Here is an 18203-nt window from a genome sequence, read left to right on the forward strand (position 1 = left end):
GGTCATACTGATTTTATTGATGTTTCGAAAAAAACAGAAAATCTTTATAGGGGGTGCCATCTATGGGCCGTTATTTAGCTCAACGCCTTGTTTACGGCGTACTGACGTTTTTACTCATCGCTTCGTTCACTTTCTTCCTAATGGATCTGTTACCAGGTTCACCGTTCCAAAACCAGGAGAAACTTTCTCCTGAACAGTTGGATATCCTGCGGGATAAATACAACTTGAATGATCCGCTTCCACAACGCTATGCAGCGTACATGGTCAACTTGGTTCAAGGGGACCTCGGCGTATCATTTAAATATGACAGCCGTCCAGTAACAGATTTAATCATGGAACGAATTGGACCATCAGCTCAACTAGGTGTTCAAGCCCTCGTGCTCGGTGTATTGCTGGGTCTTGTTCTCGGTGTTGTTGCGGCTCTCCGCCACAATACAGCAGTTGACTACGGTGCGATGTTTATTTCGGTACTTGGGATTTCCGTGCCATCATTCGTATTTGCGTCACTTCTTCAATATTATATCGGAGTGAAATGGGGCGTATTGCCAGTAGCCTTCTGGGAAAGTCCAGCACATACGATTCTTCCGACGGTATCCTTATCGCTTGGGGTAACGGCCTCGATTGCCCGTTTCGTTCGAACGGAGATGCTTGAAGTCACCGGTCAGGATTACGTGACGCTCGCTAAGGCAAAAGGCCTAGATGGTCAATCAATCACTTGGAAACACATGGTGCGTAACGCTTTGATTCCAGCAATCACGATTCTTGGACCAATGACAGCAGCCTTGATTACCGGAACATTTGTCATTGAAAAAATCTTTGCCGTACCGGGTCTTGGTGAATTATTCGTTTCATCAATCACACAAAATGACTATACAGTTATCATGGGGACAACGCTGTTCTTCTCGGCAGTCTTTATCTTTATGATCTTGCTCGTCGATATTCTGTACGGTGTCGTCGATCCACGGATTCGTTTGGGGGGTAGCAAATAATGGCAGAACAAAATTCAAACGCAAAAGCGGAGCAGTTCGATTCCTCGTTGTTCCAACCAGTAGAATTTAATGAACAAGCGGGTGAGCGGATTGCCGGAAAAAGCTTAAACTTCTGGCAGGATGCATGGACACGGCTTCGTAAGAACAAAGCGGCGATCCTGTCGCTCGTTATCATCGTCATCATCGCATTGTTATCACTATTCGGACCAATGTTATCCGGTAGAGATGCTTATACCCAAACGATTACTCAAGCTAAACTTCCACCAAAAATCACTGGTCTCGAATGGGCTGGTTTTGACGGAATGGCGACACTTGGTGAAAAGCCAATCGATTTTTATGAAACAAAACAAGTCAAAGATACATTCTGGTTCGGTACGGACCATCTCGGACGTGACTTATGGTCACGTGTCTGGGAAGGAACACGGATTTCACTCTTCATCGGTCTTGTCGCAGCAATCATTGACGTTCTAGTCGGTGTCACGTACGGCGGTATCTCTGCTTACTACGGTGGACGCGTCGATAACATCATGCAACGGATTGCGGAAATTCTGACAGGGATTCCGAACTTGATCTTAATCATTTTGTTCATCTTAATTCTTGAACCGGGAATCACGACAATCATCCTCGCGATGACGATCACCGGCTGGATCGGGATGAGCCGACTCGTCCGCGGACAAATCCTGAAACTTAAGAACCAGGAATTTGTTCTTGCAGCACGTACACTTGGTGCTTCTAGCGCACGTTTAGTATTCAAACATTTGATTCCAAATACACTCGGTACAATCATCATTTCATTGATGTTCACGATTCCAGGTGCGATTTTCTTCGAGGCTTTCCTAAGCTTCATCGGTCTTGGTCTTGCTCCACCGCAACCATCACTGGGTACATTGATCAATGAGGGATACAAAGAATTAAAAACATTCCCTTACTTGCTCGTCATCCCATCGACAATCCTCGTACTTGTCATGATCAGCTTTAACATGCTAGCCGATGGATTACGTGATGCGTTCGACCCACGTCTGCGTCGCTAACGGAAATAAGAGAGGAGTTCATCCACAATGGAAACTATTTTATCAGTACGCGACCTGACTGTCGCTTTCCATACGTATGCTGGGACGGTTCAAGCCGTCCGCGGCGTATCGTTTGATTTAAAAAAAGGTGAGACACTTGCCATCGTTGGTGAATCCGGTTCAGGTAAGTCGGTTACATCAAAAGCCATCATGCGTTTGATTCCGAATCCTCCTGGGGAAATCACAAAAGGTGAAATCATGTTTGAAGGCCGTGATTTGGTTAAGCTTTCTGACAAAGAGATGCAAAAAGTCCGTGGTCGTGATATCGCGATGATCTTCCAGGATCCGATGACATCATTAAACCCGACGATGACCATCTTCAAACAGATTGCAGAAGGTTTGAAACGTCACCAAGGATTGACAGGCGACGCAGCGAAAAAACGGACGCTTGAATTACTGACACTCGTCGGAATTCCGAATCCGGAAGCGCGTCTTAAACAATACCCGCACCAATTGTCAGGCGGTATGCGTCAACGGATCGTTATCGCAATCGCACTTGCTTGTAATCCTAAAGTCTTGATTGCCGATGAACCGACGACAGCACTCGATGTTACGATTCAAGCACAGATTCTTGAGTTGTTAAAAGACATCCAGCAAAAAACAGGTACAGCTATTATCTTCATCACGCACGATTTAGGTGTCGTAGCGAACATGGCAGACCGCGTAGCGGTTATGTATGCTGGGAAGTTGATTGAAAAAGGAACTGTCGATGAGATTTTCTATGAGCCACGTCATCCTTATACATGGGGACTTCTTGGATCCATGCCACGACCGTCTGACGATCGTTCCCAGGACTTGCCGGCAATTCCTGGTACACCGCCGAACTTATTGCACCCGCCGGTCGGTGATGCATTTGCACCACGTAATCAGTACGCAATGAAAATTGATTTCGAGAAAGAACCTCCGTTCTTCCCGATCACAGATACTCATGAAGCGGCAACTTGGTTGCTACATCCGCAAGCACCGTATGTAGAACCACCAGTAGCCATCCGCGATCTTGCGCTGAAATATCGTCCAGATAGCACATTCGCGAAATCGCTTCTGAAAGGCGGTCTAAAGTAATGGAGAATCGTAATAAATTACTTGAAGTAAAAAACCTGAAACAACACTTTAACATCGGTCGTGGTCGTGTCGTCAAAGCAGTTGACGGTTTATCATTCGATATTTATGAAGGCGAAGTTCTTGGTCTTGTTGGAGAGTCCGGTTGCGGAAAATCAACAACAGGACGTTCGATCATCGGTTTATACGATGCGACAGACGGAGAAGTTCTTTTCAAAGGTGAAAATGTTCATGATAAAAAATCACGTAAAGAGAAATTGAAATTCAACCGTTCGATGCAGATGATTTTCCAGGATCCATATGCATCGTTGAATCCACGGATGACGGTCGGAGATATTATCGCGGAAGGGATTGATATCCACGGTCTTGCAAAGTCGAAAGACGAGCGCAACAACCGCGTTTACGATCTTCTTGAAACAGTTGGTTTAACAAAAGAACACGCGAGCCGTTATCCGCATGAATTCTCAGGTGGACAACGTCAGCGGATCGGGATTGCCCGTGCGTTAGCCGTCGAACCAGATTTCATCATTGCCGATGAGCCGATCTCTGCACTCGACGTATCGATCCAGGCACAGGTCGTCAACTTGATGAAACAATTGCAACGTGATCGCAGTCTGACGTATCTGTTTATTGCCCATGATTTATCAATGGTCAAATACATTTCGGATCGAATCGGAGTCATGTATCAAGGTCACCTTGTAGAATTATGTGATGCGGATCGTCTTTACGAGAACCCGGTTCATGCGTATACGAAATCCTTGTTATCAGCGATTCCACTTCCGGATCCTGAGCATGAGCGGACACGTAAGCGGATTATCTATGATCGGCCGACAGGCGGAGCGGTCGGAAAATCGAATGAAGATTCGAGTATTCCACCATTACGTGAAATCGAGCCAGGTCATTATGTCTCGATGACAGATGCAGAACTTGAAGCGTATCAAGCGCAACTAGTATAATTAACCCAAATTAAAAGGCATTCCTGAATGTATTCGGGAATGCCTTTTTTTAATTTTCGGAAGCAATACGGGGAAGGTTGTTAAAGCGGTGGACAACCGAGTCAAGAGCATGCAGTCGGTTGACGGCTTCTTCGAATGGAATCTTCTCATAATGATGAAGACCACCCGGTTGTTCTTCGAGCGTATCTGCATCATGGACTAATTGTTGCAACGGAGTCCGGTTGATTGTACCTGGTGGTAAATAAGAATCTGTATGCAAGAGGACAGCAAGAGCGATTTCTTTTGCCCGTTCCGGCTCTTCACCAAGTCGGATCAGTAACTTGTGCGCGCGTTCCGCTCCTTTGATTGCATGAATATCATTTTGACGGTAGAGATCATAATTCCATGTGCCGTCGGTATACCATTCGTAATGACCGATATCATGAAGCAAGGCAGCCTTCGTTGCCGTATCCGCATCAAGACCGCGTTGAGTAGCAAGTGTCAAAGCTTGTTCGGCTACAGAAATAGCATGATTCAAGCCGGACCGTTCTAAATATTTTTGGGCAATCGGGTGTTCAATGATGGTGACAAGGGTAACTGACATAAAGAAATAACTCCTTTCACGAGTAAGTATTTCTATACACTCTACGTGAAATTGAAAAGAATTGCAACTGTTTCCCTCATGCCTATCGACAATCTCACATAATTAATTGACACAAGTAGGAATAGAAATCGGGTAAACGTGGTATACTAATTAATGTAGAAGATGATAATTTAGCTTTCGTTGGTTAACTGTTCTTTTTTTCGGACCGAGCGAGGTGTCGGAGTATGAAAGAACGTGATAAAAAGAAAAAGTTGAAAAAACGTCTTTTGCGGGATATTTTCGAAAAAAAATTAAAAGAAATCAAACTCCCGAAAGCAAAAGAAACGATTTCTCAACCCTTTGATCACACGCCAGCTTGCTGAAGCCACCTGGTGGCTCCGGCAAGTTTTTTTACGAAAAGTTCTTTTCATCTCAAGACATATTGGGTTTTTGTTTTTAGAAAAATCAAGTAAACTATCAAGTAATAGAATCATCAGCTCCTGTGTTCTATATATACACAGAAGAAATGATGTGAAATCAGGGGGAGGATGTTTTTCAATGGTAACACTCTATACTTCACCAAGCTGTACTTCTTGTCGTAAAGCGCGCGCATGGCTTGAAGAACATGAAATCCCATTTGTGGAACGTAATATTTTCTCGGAACCATTATCGCTTGATGAAATTAAACAAATACTTCGTATGACAGAGGACGGGACAGATGAAATCATCTCGACACGTTCGAAAGTCTTTTCAAAATTAGATGTATCGGTAGAAAATTTATCGTTACAACACTTGTATGATTTGATTCAAGAATATCCGGGTTTGTTACGTCGTCCGATTCTGATTGACGAGAAGCGTCTTCAAGTCGGGTACAACGAAGATGAAATCCGCCGCTTCTTACCACGAAAAGTCCGTACATTCCAATTATTGGAAGCTCAGCGCCTTGTCAATGAGTAAATTACACCGAGCACGCTGCTTTCTGAGCAGTGTGCTTTTTGTTACCGTCTAAAAAGGTTAAAATAGAGTTAACAAAGGAATATACCTTATATGTTAAATGATTCTTTTGAATCTATGTGAAGTGCTCGTTCGTATACTAGATAAGAGCGAGAGGAAAGGAGTGGACATATTGAAAATCGAACGCGTCAATGACAACACCGTCAAGTTCTTCATTACGTACACGGACATCGAACGCCGCGGCTTCGCCCGAGACGAGATTTGGTACAACCGTGAGCGTGGAGAACAGTTATTCTGGCAGATGATGGATGAAGCGAATGAAAAAGAGTCCATCTCCTTCGAAGGTCCACTATGGATACAAGTTCAGGCATTTGAAAAAGGTCTTGAAGTCACCGTTACAATCGCTAAAACAACGATTGACGGAGAACAAGTTGACGAAGATGAGTTAGATTCGTTACTTCGTTCCGCGATGTCTGATGCGGAAGAAAAAGAAACGGAACTCAGTCAAGATGTCTTATTTGAAACAACAGATTTCGAGCATATCATTGCCCTTAGCCAATATGCAGAAGCACCGATCTTCGAAGAAGTGAAAACGTCTCTTTACCAAAAAGACGGACTGTACCTGTTGCATCTTCATTTTAAAGAAGAAACAGAAGTGGAAGAACAGGAAAATGTGATGAGCCTGATTGCGGAGTATTTAAACTTCAGTGAACAGACGATTCATCCGGTGGCAGAGTACGGAAAAGTCATCGTACCGAACGACGTATTTGCGTTCATCCGGAAACATTTCCCGAACTAACAGAATCAAACGCTACAACAAAGGACTGCTCCAATGTGTTTGGAAGCAGTCCTTTGTTGTGTAAAAGAATCAAGTGAGAGTGTAACCGCCGTCGACGATTAAGGTTTGACCATTGATGTAGCTCGCTTTATCAGATAATAAAAAGCAGACGACTTCTGCGATTTCGGATGGATGAGCCGCTTCGCCGCGTAAATGATGTTTCATTGCTAAATCGAATTTATCTTTTCCGCCGTATAAAGAATGACTTAGTTTCGTGTCGACAGGACCGGGACAAATGGCATTAAAACGGTACTTTCCATGAAACCGGGCGGCATATGTTTTCGTAAGCGTAAGAAGAGCACTTTTGGAAGACGCATACGGTAAGAGCATCGCAGGGAATTTAACATGTCCGACAATCGCGCTGTTGTTGACGATGGAAGCACCGCGGCTCAATCGTTTGACAGCCTGTTGAATGATTTGCTCCGGTGCATGATAATTGACTTGAAAGACTTCAGCCTGTTGCTCTGTCACCCGTTCTGGAGCGACCGGTTTTCCGAAAGTTCCGGCATTATTGAAAATACCATCAAATGTCGGGAACTGTTCTTTGGTGTCTTCAAAAAATTGATTGATATCTGACGGGACGGATAAATCAACTGCAAAGAAGCTGATTCGTCCGTCACCACGACTTTCCAAGTTGTTCCCGCGTTCCTCGTCTCGTCCAAGTGCAAGGACGGTATGTCCTTCTTGAGCCAATTGTAAGGCGGTCGCTTCACCAATTCCGCTTGTTGCACCAGTCACTAAATACGTTTTCATGTTGAATCGTCCCTTCTACATAAAAGTGTGTGATCCATAACTAATCAAAGGAGGGGATACCATGTTGCGGCGTGTCCAATTACTTATGACGCTACTGTTAACGGTCAGTCTGATCGGCTTTCTTTCCTATTACTGGAGTGTGTACATGGTAGGATGGCTCTCAATCGTCATCATTCTTGTCGTACTGAGTGTTTTTGTCATCATTCTGCTTGAGAATCGGAACCCGGAACGAACGCTTGTCTGGGCGCTTGTCATGATGGCGCTTCCCGTTGTCGGTGTTTTTGTATATTTCACCTTTGGTCAAAATTATAGACGAAAAAAAATGTTTCGTCTGAAAGCGATGCTCGATGAAGAGTCTTACATTAAATATCGTACCCAGTTTGATCATGGAATACACAATCAAGTGTTCCGACATGGACATTACACGAAAGTTGTTAAACTCATCGACTCCATCAGCCGCCTGCCGATTTCGTATAATAGTCATACGAAAGTATTAACGAATGGACAAGAAAAATTTCCGCTGTTATTAGCCGAGATCCGGCAAGCGGAGCACCACATCCATTTGGAATACTATATCGTCCGCGATGACGAACTGGCGCTGGAGTTACAGGAAGCATTAATTGAACGGGCGAAAGCCGGAGTAGAGATCCGTTTTTTGTATGATGCCGTCGGTTGTTTCTCTACGGATAAGGCCTACTTCAAAAAGATGGAGCTGGCGGGAATCGAAGTACGTCCATTTTTCCCGGTCGTTCTGCCTTTCATTTCGAGTAAATCCAATTACCGGAATCACCGGAAAATCGTTGTCATTGACGGTACGGTGGCTTTCACGGGTGGAATTAACGTTGGGGACGAGTACATGGGAAAAGATAAGATGTTTGGATTTTGGCGGGATACGCATTTGCTCGTCAGGGGAGAGGCCGTCTCGGAACTGCAGTTGATTTTTCTTCAGGATTGGTACTATATGACGGGGGAACGGTTGTTTACACCATATTATATGAAACCGCTCGAAGTCATGGAGGAGTCGACAGGAGGCGTTCAAATCATTGCGAGCGGGCCGGATGAACCGTATGAAACGATGAAGTCTCTCTACTTCGGTTTAATTACGGAAGCCCGGAGCTCTGTTTACATTGCTTCTCCTTATTTGATTCCGGACGAGGATCTGATGACTGCTTTAAAGACGGCAGCGATGTCGGGAATCGACGTCCGGATCCTGCTGCCGAGTTTTCCGGATCATAAAGTCGTTTTTTATGCCAGTCGCTCTTATTTTGATGACTTGTTATTAGCGGGTGTAAAGATTTACGAATACAACAAAGGATTCATGCACTCAAAAGTCATCGTGGTCGATGATGCGATTGCGACAATTGGCACAGCAAATATGGACTTAAGAAGTTTTCACTTGAACTTTGAAGTAAATGCCTTTTTATACGGGACAAATTCCGTCCATGAATTAACACGTGACTTTTATGAAGACTTTTCTAATTCTTCACAGGTTGAGCGTAAAGTCTTTATTCAAAGGAGTTTCGGTCAACGTTTGATCGAGTCCATTTCGCGGTTATTCTCACCGTTACTCTAAGGAGGAGTAAGATGTTTGAGGCGATGGATGAACGGGGAAATCGAATCAACAGCCAACTGGAGACCTTCCAATCGTTAACGAATAAACTACTGTACTGTCCTTATTGCCAAACGCAACTCCGGGTCCGCCAAGGCAAGAAGCGCCTTCATTTTGTTCATGTGACAGCATGTACCGGTGAATCGTCCGAACATCAATTTTGGAAAAAACGGCTGGCTGCCTATTTTGAAACGTTACGATTCAAGGTCGAGATAGAAGCAGTCCGAGGACGAAGGCGGTTTGATCTTTTCATTTCGCCCGGAGAAATCGGGGTCGAGATTCAGCGTTCGAAAATGAGCGCTGAAGAATGGCAACGGCGGTCGTTGATTGATCAGCAAGCGGGATACGAAGTCTGTTGGATTGGTTTTCATGAGTCGGGCGGACAGCTTCTTAAGCTTGACGGCTGGATGAAGGCGGCATTCATGAAAAATGGTTACATCGATTTAATCGAGCGGGGACGAATCGTCCGTTATGTACATCCGCTTCCGTTTGCGCAACGTTTGGTGTTCTGCCAACGTGTGCCTCTATCGGCAAAACAATTTCTTTTTCCACGTCCGGTTCCCCAGCAATTCCTCGAACGACCATGGACGACACTGATAAAAAATTATCGGCTTCGTCCGTTCTTTTCTTCGCTCCCATCCCGTTATGTGCGATCTCCTCTTTATTACTCCAACCTCCAGGTTTCTATACTCCCGTCCTGGTGTTTTTTGCCCTTATCCCCGTTGCTGTGTTTATCTGTCCATCCTTTTGAAATTCAAGTAGCTGTGTATCTGCGCTTACAAGGAACTTACCTCGCAGGGCAGCTGCTTGCCTTCCTGACCGAATGTTTGACACGGTCCAAGGTTTCATATGAGTTATCCGATCTTCACCTTCTGATTGACGAATGGACGGCTATGATCGGCTTTCTCCAAAATCATCTGCCTGAACTTTTTCAAACCAAGACCGTTGATTTGTCGACCCGCTTGGAAGAAGATCAAAAGTTAGCAGGTGCGCTTCGTTTGTTTGTCGAAAGGGAAACAGGTATAAATGAAGTAAAGGAGTGATTTAAATGGCAGAAGTATTAACACGAAAAGACGTCAAGCAGGAAGAGACGTGGAATTTAGAATCCATTTATGAAACGAATGAGAAATGGGAAGAAGAGTTTGAGTCAGTGAAAGCGATGCTTCCGCTACTCGTCGAGTATAAAGGACGCCTTGCACAGTCCGATGCAACTTTATTTGAAGGACTTCAACTTCGGGACGAGATCTCAAGACGGCTGCATAAGCTCTATACATATGCACATATGCGTTACGATGAGAATACGGCCGATAGCTTTTATCAGGCGATGAATGACCGTGCCCGGACGCTCGCTTCGCAAATTGGAGCGACGCTCGCCTTCATGACACCCGAGCTGTTGGAAGTTCCGGAAGAAACCATTGCTTCATACTTGGATCAGAATCCGGATCTCGCCCTTTACCGTCATGCGTTCGATGAGTTGAACCGTGAGCGGGAACACGTCTTATCGGAAGCGGAAGAGGCGATTCTGGCAAAAGCAGGAGAAGTCCTTGGACAGTCGGGTACGACGTTTGGCATGCTGAATAATGCGGATATGAAATTCCCGAAAATCAAAGGCGAGGACGGGGAAGAGGCGGAATTGACACACGGGCGGTTCATCACGTTCATGGAGTCAAAAGATCGTTCCGTCCGTGAGGCGGCGTTTAAAGCCATGTATGGAACGTATAGCCAGTATACAAATACATTGGCGTCTACGTTAGCCGGTTCCGTCAAAAAAGATAACTTCTATGCTGAGGTCCGGAAATTTAAAACAGCACGTGAATCAGCGTTACATGGAAACACGATTCCGGAACAGGTATATGACGGATTGATCGAAGCGGTTCATGAACACCTTCCGTTGTTACACCGGTATGTTGCTTTACGTAAACGGATTTTAGGTGTCGATGAACTGCATATGTATGATATGTACACACCACTGGTCAGTGAAGTGGAAATGAAGATCTCGTACGAAGAAGCAAAACAGTTGATGGTGGACGGATTAGCGCCACTAGGACCTGAATACAAACATATTCTTGAAGAAGGTCTTGCAGAACGCTGGGTCGATGTCCGTGAAACACGGGGCAAACGGAGTGGTGCCTATTCTTCAGGCGCGTACGATACGCAACCGTTCATCTTGATGAACTGGCAGGATAACGTCAACAACTTGTTTACGTTAGCACACGAGTTCGGACACTCGGTTCACAGCTACTATACACGCCAGAATCAACCCTATGCCTACGGAGATTATTCAATTTTTGTAGCAGAGGTCGCGTCGACGACAAACGAAGCACTTTTAAATGATTACCTGTTAAAACGTGTGACAGATAAAAATGAGAAACTGTATCTCCTCAACAATCAATTGGAGACATTCCGCGGAACGTTATTCCGTCAGACGATGTTTGCCGAGTTCGAACATCAAATTCATGAGGCAGCTCGTCTTGGACAAGCACTGACACCTGAATTCTTAACAAAGACGTATTATGCTCTAAATAAAACGTATTTCGGCGATGGTATTGTATTAGATGAAGAAATTGGTTTGGAATGGGCACGTATTCCACACTTCTATTACAATTACTATGTCTATCAGTATGCGACAGGCATTTCTGCTGCCGCAGCGCTGACTTCACAAATCCTAGAAGAAGGAGAGCCGGCAGTCGAACGGTACATCAATAACTTCCTCAAAGCAGGATCAAGTGATTATCCGATTGAAGTTCTGAAAGCGGCCGGCGTCGATATGACAACAAAAGCACCGGTTGAAGCTGCTCTTCGTCAATTCGAACGGGTACTTGATGAATTTGAAGCATTACTCGGAGAATGACAATTTTGTGAATTAGTGAACAAATGGGTGTTGGGGAGATTGAGATTGGGTTATACTAATCATGTGAAGCGAATCACATTCCCCTGAGGATTCTCTTTTCCCCCCATCCAGATTCAAAAAACGACAAAGAAGCTGCTTCTACGATTAACGTGGAAGCAGCTTCTTTGAGTTAAGCATGGGCAGAATCTTTTAAGTGACGCCATACTTTACCGTCACAATACGTCAGTGAAACACATTTTTGTTGAAGCAATAACTTTTTCAATTCGTGTTCAACCTGTGCTTCTGTTGCATCATAGATAAATGCGATTTCAGAAGTGGTTGCTGTGTCATACCGTCTCAAGAATTGTTCGAGAGGAGGTTTTGCCTGCTTCTCAAACGGTTGATCTAATAATTCGTTCAGAATCGATACATAAACCAAATATTCGTAATGACCTTCTGCTTTGATGGCTTCCTCGTCCCCGACGAAAGCAAGCGTTGGGAGAATACGTACGTCCCAGTCGGTCACCAGTTCAGTCTCTTTTTCGAGCATTAATTGAATAGTATCTGATTCGATATCACGATGAAATTCCGCTAAATCCAGACCAAATTCCGTCAATGCTTCTGCTAACCGCATCAAGGAAGAACGCGAATAAGCGCTTTTTCCTTCGACGTTATGCAACATGCGTAAACGACGCATGAACCGCATACCAAATGTTTTTCCCTGCAATTCGATCGCCTTTAGAATCAGCAGTGGTGACATATCACACGCTGATCGTGAAGGTGCGCAAGGAATGGTTGCAATCGTCCGGAGACGGAATAAATGACCGTATTCTAATTCTAATTTCTTGAGAACGGGAATCAACCGTAAACCATCCGTTTGTGTGACGTCTAGAAAATGATAAATTTCTAGTGGTTTCGTCGGTTGTTGAATTGATGGTTCGTCCAATGAACAATATGATCCGTTGCATTGTTCGTGTTCCATCCGTTCACCCCTTTTCTTTTAATATCGTTACCCTATTTTAGCAACGAAAAAAAAGAAAGAGCAAAGGTTTTGCTTGTACATTTCTACACGATTAACGTGTAAGCGCTTTACGATCCATGAAACGGACGATTTTATTTTTCGTTTCACGGACTGGAATTTCGTTTGTTTGCAACAGTTCTTCGAACGCAAGTTTGCCGGCTGCGTAGTCTGTCACTTCGAATTCAAGCTCATAATCCGTCGTGCCTAAATACGTGCTTTGATCCAACACCAACAACCCACTCGGCAATTGTTTTTCAAAACGTTCGGTTTCAAGACGGCCCAAATGTTCAAGCGAAGTCGTTAATTCAAACTTTTCCAATTGTTGATTCATCTCAGCAGAGTGAATCAGACCATACTGGAATAAATCTTCCGCCTCTTGTTCGGACAATGTCACATGTGTTTCCAGTAATCCATCGTGTTGCGGTTCTTTTAACGTCAATACCAATCCGGTTTTCTTTTCACGGATACGCAGAGCGGCACCATGATTGCGAAGTTCGAACGCCGGGGTATCGAAATAGTCATTTGCTTGCCACACGGAAGACCCGGATGTATTGTACCGTTCCATTAATTTTTTGTATTCAGATTCGTTTAGCAGGTTTTTAAATTCAATTTCCATTTCTTGTCTCATTTCCGACCACACCTTTCTAGTTGAATGCTTGAAAATATGATACCATGAATGGTGTAGTGGAACGAATTGAACTAACAATTTAGACTAAAAGTGGTGACAATAACGATGACAAAAGAAAATTGGGACTTATTTCTCGCACCGTATCAAATCGCAGTGGATGAATTAAAAGTAAAATTAAAAGCCATTCGAAAACAATTTCAACAACGTGGGGAACATTCACCGATTGAATTTGTCACAGGACGTGTCAAACCTGTAAAGAGTATCTTACAGAAGGCTGAACGAAAATCGATTGATATCGAGTTGCTGGAACAGGACATGCAGGACATAGCAGGTCTCCGGATCATGTGCCAATTCGTGGATGACATCATCCATGTCTTAGAATTGTTGCGTTCCCGGGGAGACTTTAAGATTGTTGAAGAACGAAACTATATTACACAAAAGAAGGAAAGCGGCTATCGTTCGTACCACATCATCATTGCTTATCCGGTCCAAACGATTGAAGGGGAAATCCCGACACTCGTCGAGATTCAGATCCGGACACTCGCAATGAACTTTTGGGCAACGATCGAACATTCCTTGAATTATAAATACCAAGGAAATATTCCGGAAGAGACACGGGAACGCTTGCGACGTGCGGCTGAAGCGGCGTTTCTGCTCGATGCGGAGATGAGTCAGCTGAAAGTAGAGATACAAGATGCTCAAGTCGTTTTACATGAACGAGAGGCGACCGAAGCAAAGAATCGAGCAAAAGAGTAGGAGGATGACGATGCGTTTTGCGGTTACGGCGCGGGGCGATGAACGTTCCCATATGCTGAAGGAACAATTAGAACAGGCGTTGATCGAACGAGGAAGTCATCGAGACGTCGTTACTCCTGAAATCGTGATTTCAATCGGCGGGGACGGTACGATGCTGCAAGCTTTCCACTCTTATTTGGACCAGGTCGAGGAAATCACACTGGTCGGAATTCACACCGGACACCTCGGGTTTTATGCCGACTGGCGACCGGAAGAGATGGATGAATTGATTCAACATATCGCAGATGACAATATAGCGACCGTTGAATATCCGCTGCTTGAATTATCGATTGATTATGCTGATGGATCGACGAATAAACTGTTGGCATTAAATGAATGTACGATTAAAAGCTTTAATCAGACACTCGTCTGCGATCTGTCGATTCGTGGCGATTATTTTGAAACGTTTCGGGGAGACGGTCTATGCATCTCCACGCCGTCCGGCTCAACAGCTTATAACAAAGCGCTTGGCGGGGCAATCGTGCATCCGGCACTCGAAGCGATTCAGATTACAGAAATGGCATCGATCAATAATCGCGTGTACCGGACGATTGGTTCCCCGATGTTATTGCCGAAGCACCATGATGTCGAGATTCGGCCGGTCAATCCGATTGATTTTCAATTGACGTACGATCATTATGCTTCGATTGTGCATCAAAACGTTAAATCGATTCGTTGTCGTGTATCGGATAAAAAGGTCAAATTCGCTCGATTCCGTTCTTTCCCGTTTTGGCAAAGAGTCCGGGAGTCGTTTTTAGCAGAAGAAAGAAGTTAATTAAAAGAGGTAACGTGATGGCATTTCAAATTGAACAACAAGTAACTTCCATTGAAGACGGATGGAGTGTCGGTCATTTTTGTACGACCCGTCTTCATATTTCCCGAAAAATGTTAGTGTCGATTAAACACCACGGAGATATTTTGCGGAATGAACAACATGTCAACGTAAACGAACCTGTTCATGCAGGAGACCGGATTCATGTCCGGTTTCCGGAAGAACAGCCTGCACAGGATATGCATGCGACGAGCGGAGAACTCGATATTCTTTTTGAAGATGACTGGTTGCTGATTGTCAATAAACCGCCGGGAATGGCCTCGATTCCGTCTCGACTTCATCCGGAGCGGTCTTTATCGAATTTTGTTCTCGGTTATTACCGGCAACATCAGATCCCGTATGCGATTCATATCGTCAATCGATTGGACCGGGATACAAGTGGACTGGTCGTTTTTGCGAAACATGCCCTTGCGCATCATCAGTTGAGTAAGATGCAACAGAACGGCTTGCTTGATCGCCGGTACGTCGCATTGATCGAAGGGACCATTCCGGCTCAAACGATTGACCTTCCGATCGGTCAAACCGATCATTCCTTCATGGAAAGAATGGTCCGGGAAGACGGTCAGCAGGCGATCACACATATCTTAACGAGTGAGCCGATCACGGCGTTTTCGCGTGAATTGTCCCGATTAACGATTAAATTGGAGACGGGCAGGACGCACCAAATCCGGGTTCACCTCGCGGCACTTGGTCATCCGTTAGTCGGAGATACGATGTATAAAGGGACACCATTGATTGCGAGACAAGCATTACACAGTGCGTCTGCGACGTTCCCGCATCCGGGGACAGGTGAGGTGATGACGTTCGTCGCACCGTTGCCAGACGACTTAAGTCTTTCATGAATAGAAAAAGAGTGGCACCCGACTGGATGCCACTCTTTTTTGACGTTAATCTTCATCAAACATGGAGATGCGGGACTGTGAAGCGATGGCCATAATCAAGCCGAGTCCAACCAGGTTAACGATCATCGTCGACCCTCCGTAACTAATGAAGGGAAGCGGGAGACCGGTGATCGGTAAGACCCCCATCGTCATCCCGATGTTTTGGAAGATCTGGAATGTGAACATCGCGACGTATCCCGTTACGATATACGTTCCAAACGGATCTGCTGTTTCCAGCGCGATTTGAATCAACCGGTAGATGAATAGGAACAGGATAATCAGGACAACAGCCGCACCGATAAAGCCGTAGTGAGCTGAAATCGCGGTGAAGATAAAATCGGTGTGCAGTTCGGGAACCGATACTTGAAGTTTTCCGTACCCGACACCAAACATCTGTCCTGAACCGATAGCGTTAATCGACTGGACCAACTGATAGGAAAGGTCATCCGCATATTCAAACGGTTGTAACCAAGCCATGATCCGGTTCATCGCATGCCCCGGGAAGAAGGTGGCAAGTAAATCATTTTGGAAATAAAACAGATAAAAGAATCCGACGATTGCGACAGCCAACAAGCCGAACATCGTAAGTAACCATTTCCAGTTCAAGCCGGACAGTAACATGGCACAAGCCAAAATGACACAGAGGATCAAGCCGATTCCTAAGTCGGGTTGAATGATAATCAAAGCGAGTGGAAGCAATGTGAGAGCGACCATCTTGACTAAGAGCAGGAAGTCCCGCTCATGCTGGACGTACCGGGCGTTGTGTTCCGAGATGACGGCAGCGAGTGAGACAATCAAGAAAAACTTCATGAACTCAGCCGGCTGAACGGTTCCGATGACCGGGAACTGATACCAGCCGTAGGCTCCTTTAATATTTGCGACCAACGGTGTCCCTCGTAAGACGACAAGACCAATCAGGGAGACAATTCCTGCCCCGTATAAGTACCAATGGAAACGTTTCAGTTGCTCATAATCGATGAGAATGACGACAGACAGTGCGATAAATCCGATGATATACCACTGAATCTGTTTAGCCATGAAATTGATTTCACTGATTGCCCCTTGTAAAAAAGGTTGCGCGGTATAGATTGCGATGACACTGACGACCATCAAACAACCGAGCAAAAAAAGCAACGTGTTATCATAACGTTGTGTAAATGATTTAAAACGGTTCATTCCATCCCTACTTTCTGTCTCTTTCTATATTACCGTAATTTATCAAAATCGCAATATCAAGAGCGATGGTTGACAGAAGCGTTACGTTTTTGTAACCTAGACATAGGTGTTATTACCAGGTACTAATTTAAGGGGGAACTCATAATGAATATTTATCCTTCGCTTGAGGGGAAGACGTATGTTGTAATGGGTGTCATCAATCAACGGTCAATCGCATGGGGAATCGCACGTGCTCTTGATGCAGCAGGTGCAAGTCTTGCCTTTACGTATGTCGGAGAACGTTTTAAGGCGCCACTCGAAAAGTTAGGTCAAGAACTTTCACGGCCTGCTACTTACTACACATGTGACGTGACGAGCGATGCTGAAATCGAACAGGTATTTGAAACGATTCATGCCGATCACGGTAAGATTTCAGGAATTGCTCACTCGATTGCTTTTGCCGATAAAGAAGCGTTACGCGGTGAATTCTCGGGTGTAACACGTGAACAGTTTGCCCAGGCGCTTGATATCTCGGCATACAGCCTGACAGCTGTCGTGAAAGCAGCAAAAAACTTCTTCACGGAAGATGCCTCTGTTATTACATTGACGTATCTCGGCGGTGAAAAGATGGTTCCGAACTACAACGTGATGGGCGTCGCAAAAGCGGCACTCGATGCAAGTGTCCGTTACTTAGCAGCAGAATACGGAAAGCAGGGCGTTCGCGTCAATGCGATTTCAGCTGGTCCGGTCCGGACGGTTTCTGCAAAAGGTGTCGGCGATTTCAATTCGATTCTTGAAAGTATTGAAGAGCGGGCTCCGCTTCACCGTAACGTTACGACAGAACAAATCGGTCAAAGCGGATTATTCCTCTTGTCCCAAATGTCGAGTGGTGTCACGGGTGAGATTCTGCACGTCGACAGCGGTTTCCATATCTTATAATAAGATTTCGGGTACATTCTGAACGATACGGTACAGCTGAAACCAGGGGTAACCCTGGTTTTTTGTTTTTCTTAAAGCGATTTTGGGAATAACAGAATAACAAGCTGAAAGTAGAGGGAGGACATCATATGTACCAAGTAGATTTTACGGTGGTCCAGTATGTGAATCGGCAAGTGAGGGTCGACTTGGAACGAAAAACAGAACCAGTTGCCCGCATCAATCCGGTCAAACGTGTCGAGCCGCATCATGCCGAATTAGAAGAACAAGCTAATGCTTATGGGATTTTGCCAGAACTAAAACTTCCCGGTCGCAAGTTCGACCGGGAAGTTTGA

20 protein-coding genes are annotated in these 18203 nt (G+C 44.9%); 15 read left to right on the forward strand and 5 right to left on the reverse strand.

Annotated features, from left to right (window positions below; genetic code table 11):
* The first annotated feature begins 62 nt into the window (after positions 1–62).
* Genes opp3b through N7U64_RS01330 form a run of 4 tightly spaced genes read left to right on the forward strand, consistent with a single transcriptional unit; the run spans position 63 to position 4074 of the window.
* Entirely contained in the window at positions 63–989 is a 927-nt protein-coding gene (gene opp3b / locus N7U64_RS01315; RefSeq protein ID WP_012370926.1) for an oligopeptide ABC transporter permease, read from the forward strand.
* Entirely contained in the window at positions 989–2020 is a 1032-nt protein-coding gene (gene opp3C / locus N7U64_RS01320; RefSeq protein ID WP_114595364.1) for an oligopeptide ABC transporter permease, read from the forward strand. The genes opp3b and opp3C overlap by 1 nt, the downstream gene beginning before the upstream one ends.
* A gap of 27 nt (positions 2021–2047) precedes the next feature.
* Complete coding sequence (locus N7U64_RS01325; protein ID WP_290827155.1) at positions 2048–3121, forward strand: ABC transporter ATP-binding protein; 1074 nt, start codon at positions 2048–2050, stop codon at positions 3119–3121.
* A complete protein-coding gene (locus N7U64_RS01330) occupies positions 3121–4074 on the forward strand; it encodes an ABC transporter ATP-binding protein (RefSeq protein WP_214763580.1) in 954 nt (317 codons plus the stop codon). Before N7U64_RS01325 ends, N7U64_RS01330 begins: the two co-directional genes overlap by 1 nt.
* Before the next feature lie 49 nt (positions 4075–4123).
* Here the strand turns inward: N7U64_RS01330 and N7U64_RS01335 are convergent, their stop codons facing one another.
* A complete protein-coding gene (locus N7U64_RS01335) occupies positions 4124–4657 on the reverse strand; it encodes an HD domain-containing protein (protein WP_214763584.1) in 534 nt (177 codons plus the stop codon).
* Between the two features lie 224 nt (positions 4658–4881).
* On the opposite strand from N7U64_RS01335, the gene N7U64_RS01340 reads away from it, so the two are divergent.
* The 3 genes from N7U64_RS01340 to mecA all read left to right on the forward strand — a co-directional run bounded on the left by N7U64_RS01340 (position 4882) and on the right by mecA (position 6389).
* Entirely contained in the window at positions 4882–5019 is a 138-nt protein-coding gene (locus N7U64_RS01340; protein WP_012370921.1) for a hypothetical protein, read from the forward strand.
* A gap of 175 nt (positions 5020–5194) precedes the next feature.
* The gene (gene spxA, locus N7U64_RS01345) at positions 5195–5593 is read left to right on the forward strand and encodes a transcriptional regulator SpxA (RefSeq protein ID WP_012370920.1); all 399 of its coding nucleotides are present in this window, start codon (positions 5195–5197) and stop codon (positions 5591–5593) included.
* Positions 5594–5762: 169 nt separating this feature from the next.
* Positions 5763–6389: an adaptor protein MecA gene (gene mecA / locus N7U64_RS01350; protein ID WP_012370919.1), complete on the forward strand. Its 627-nt coding sequence runs from the start codon at positions 5763–5765 to the stop codon at positions 6387–6389.
* Positions 6390–6458: 69 nt separating this feature from the next.
* Here mecA and N7U64_RS01355 read toward each other — a convergent pair whose 3' ends face one another.
* Positions 6459–7181, reverse strand: a complete 723-nt coding sequence (locus N7U64_RS01355; RefSeq protein WP_318928051.1) for an SDR family oxidoreductase — start codon at positions 7179–7181, stop codon at positions 6459–6461.
* A gap of 61 nt (positions 7182–7242) precedes the next feature.
* Between N7U64_RS01355 and cls the strand changes: the two genes are divergently transcribed.
* From cls to pepF, 3 genes are read left to right on the forward strand one after another with little or no spacing between them, the layout of a single operon-like run.
* Positions 7243–8754: a cardiolipin synthase gene (cls, locus tag N7U64_RS01360; protein WP_318928053.1), complete on the forward strand. Its 1512-nt coding sequence runs from the start codon at positions 7243–7245 to the stop codon at positions 8752–8754.
* Positions 8755–8765: 11 nt separating this feature from the next.
* Positions 8766–9833 (forward strand): competence protein CoiA, encoded by a 1068-nt coding sequence (locus tag N7U64_RS01365; RefSeq protein WP_318928055.1) that lies wholly within the window; start codon positions 8766–8768, stop codon positions 9831–9833.
* A gap of 5 nt (positions 9834–9838) precedes the next feature.
* A complete protein-coding gene (pepF, locus tag N7U64_RS01370; RefSeq protein ID WP_012370915.1) occupies positions 9839–11641 on the forward strand; it encodes an oligoendopeptidase F in 1803 nt (600 codons plus the stop codon).
* Positions 11642–11810: 169 nt separating this feature from the next.
* Here the strand turns inward: pepF and N7U64_RS01375 are convergent, their stop codons facing one another.
* Both N7U64_RS01375 and N7U64_RS01380 read right to left on the reverse strand, forming a co-directional pair.
* Positions 11811–12602, reverse strand: a complete 792-nt coding sequence (locus N7U64_RS01375) for a DsbA family protein (protein ID WP_012370914.1) — start codon at positions 12600–12602, stop codon at positions 11811–11813.
* Positions 12603–12693: 91 nt separating this feature from the next.
* Positions 12694–13269: a CYTH domain-containing protein gene (locus tag N7U64_RS01380; protein WP_318928060.1), complete on the reverse strand. Its 576-nt coding sequence runs from the start codon at positions 13267–13269 to the stop codon at positions 12694–12696.
* Positions 13270–13374: 105 nt separating this feature from the next.
* Between N7U64_RS01380 and N7U64_RS01385 the strand changes: the two genes are divergently transcribed.
* The 3 genes from N7U64_RS01385 to N7U64_RS01395 are packed head-to-tail and all read left to right on the forward strand — an operon-like array spanning position 13375 to position 15738.
* On the forward strand, positions 13375–14025 hold the full coding sequence (locus N7U64_RS01385; protein ID WP_012370912.1) for a GTP pyrophosphokinase family protein: 651 nt from the start codon (positions 13375–13377) through the stop codon (positions 14023–14025).
* 10 nt (positions 14026–14035) lie between these two features.
* Positions 14036–14839 (forward strand): NAD kinase, encoded by an 804-nt coding sequence (locus N7U64_RS01390; protein WP_012370911.1) that lies wholly within the window; start codon positions 14036–14038, stop codon positions 14837–14839.
* Between the two features lie 17 nt (positions 14840–14856).
* Entirely contained in the window at positions 14857–15738 is an 882-nt protein-coding gene (locus N7U64_RS01395; protein WP_318928063.1) for an RluA family pseudouridine synthase, read from the forward strand.
* A 45-nt stretch (positions 15739–15783) separates the two neighbouring features.
* Here the strand turns inward: N7U64_RS01395 and N7U64_RS01400 are convergent, their stop codons facing one another.
* Complete coding sequence (locus N7U64_RS01400; protein WP_012370909.1) at positions 15784–16953, reverse strand: FtsW/RodA/SpoVE family cell cycle protein; 1170 nt, start codon at positions 16951–16953, stop codon at positions 15784–15786.
* Between the two features lie 144 nt (positions 16954–17097).
* Here N7U64_RS01400 and fabI point away from each other — a divergent pair, with 144 nt between their 5' ends.
* Positions 17098–17871 carry an enoyl-ACP reductase FabI gene (gene fabI / locus N7U64_RS01405; RefSeq protein ID WP_318928066.1) on the forward strand — a complete coding sequence of 258 codons (774 nt, stop codon included), beginning with the start codon at positions 17098–17100 and terminating at the stop codon, positions 17869–17871.
* Between the two features lie 128 nt (positions 17872–17999).
* A complete protein-coding gene (locus N7U64_RS01410) occupies positions 18000–18203 on the forward strand; it encodes a hypothetical protein (protein WP_318928069.1) in 204 nt (67 codons plus the stop codon).

Origin of the sequence: Exiguobacterium sp. K1, from assembly GCF_033721435.1 — a bacterium.
In the GTDB taxonomy this organism is placed as follows: Bacteria; Bacillota; Bacilli; order Exiguobacteriales; family Exiguobacteriaceae; genus Exiguobacterium_A; species Exiguobacterium_A artemiae.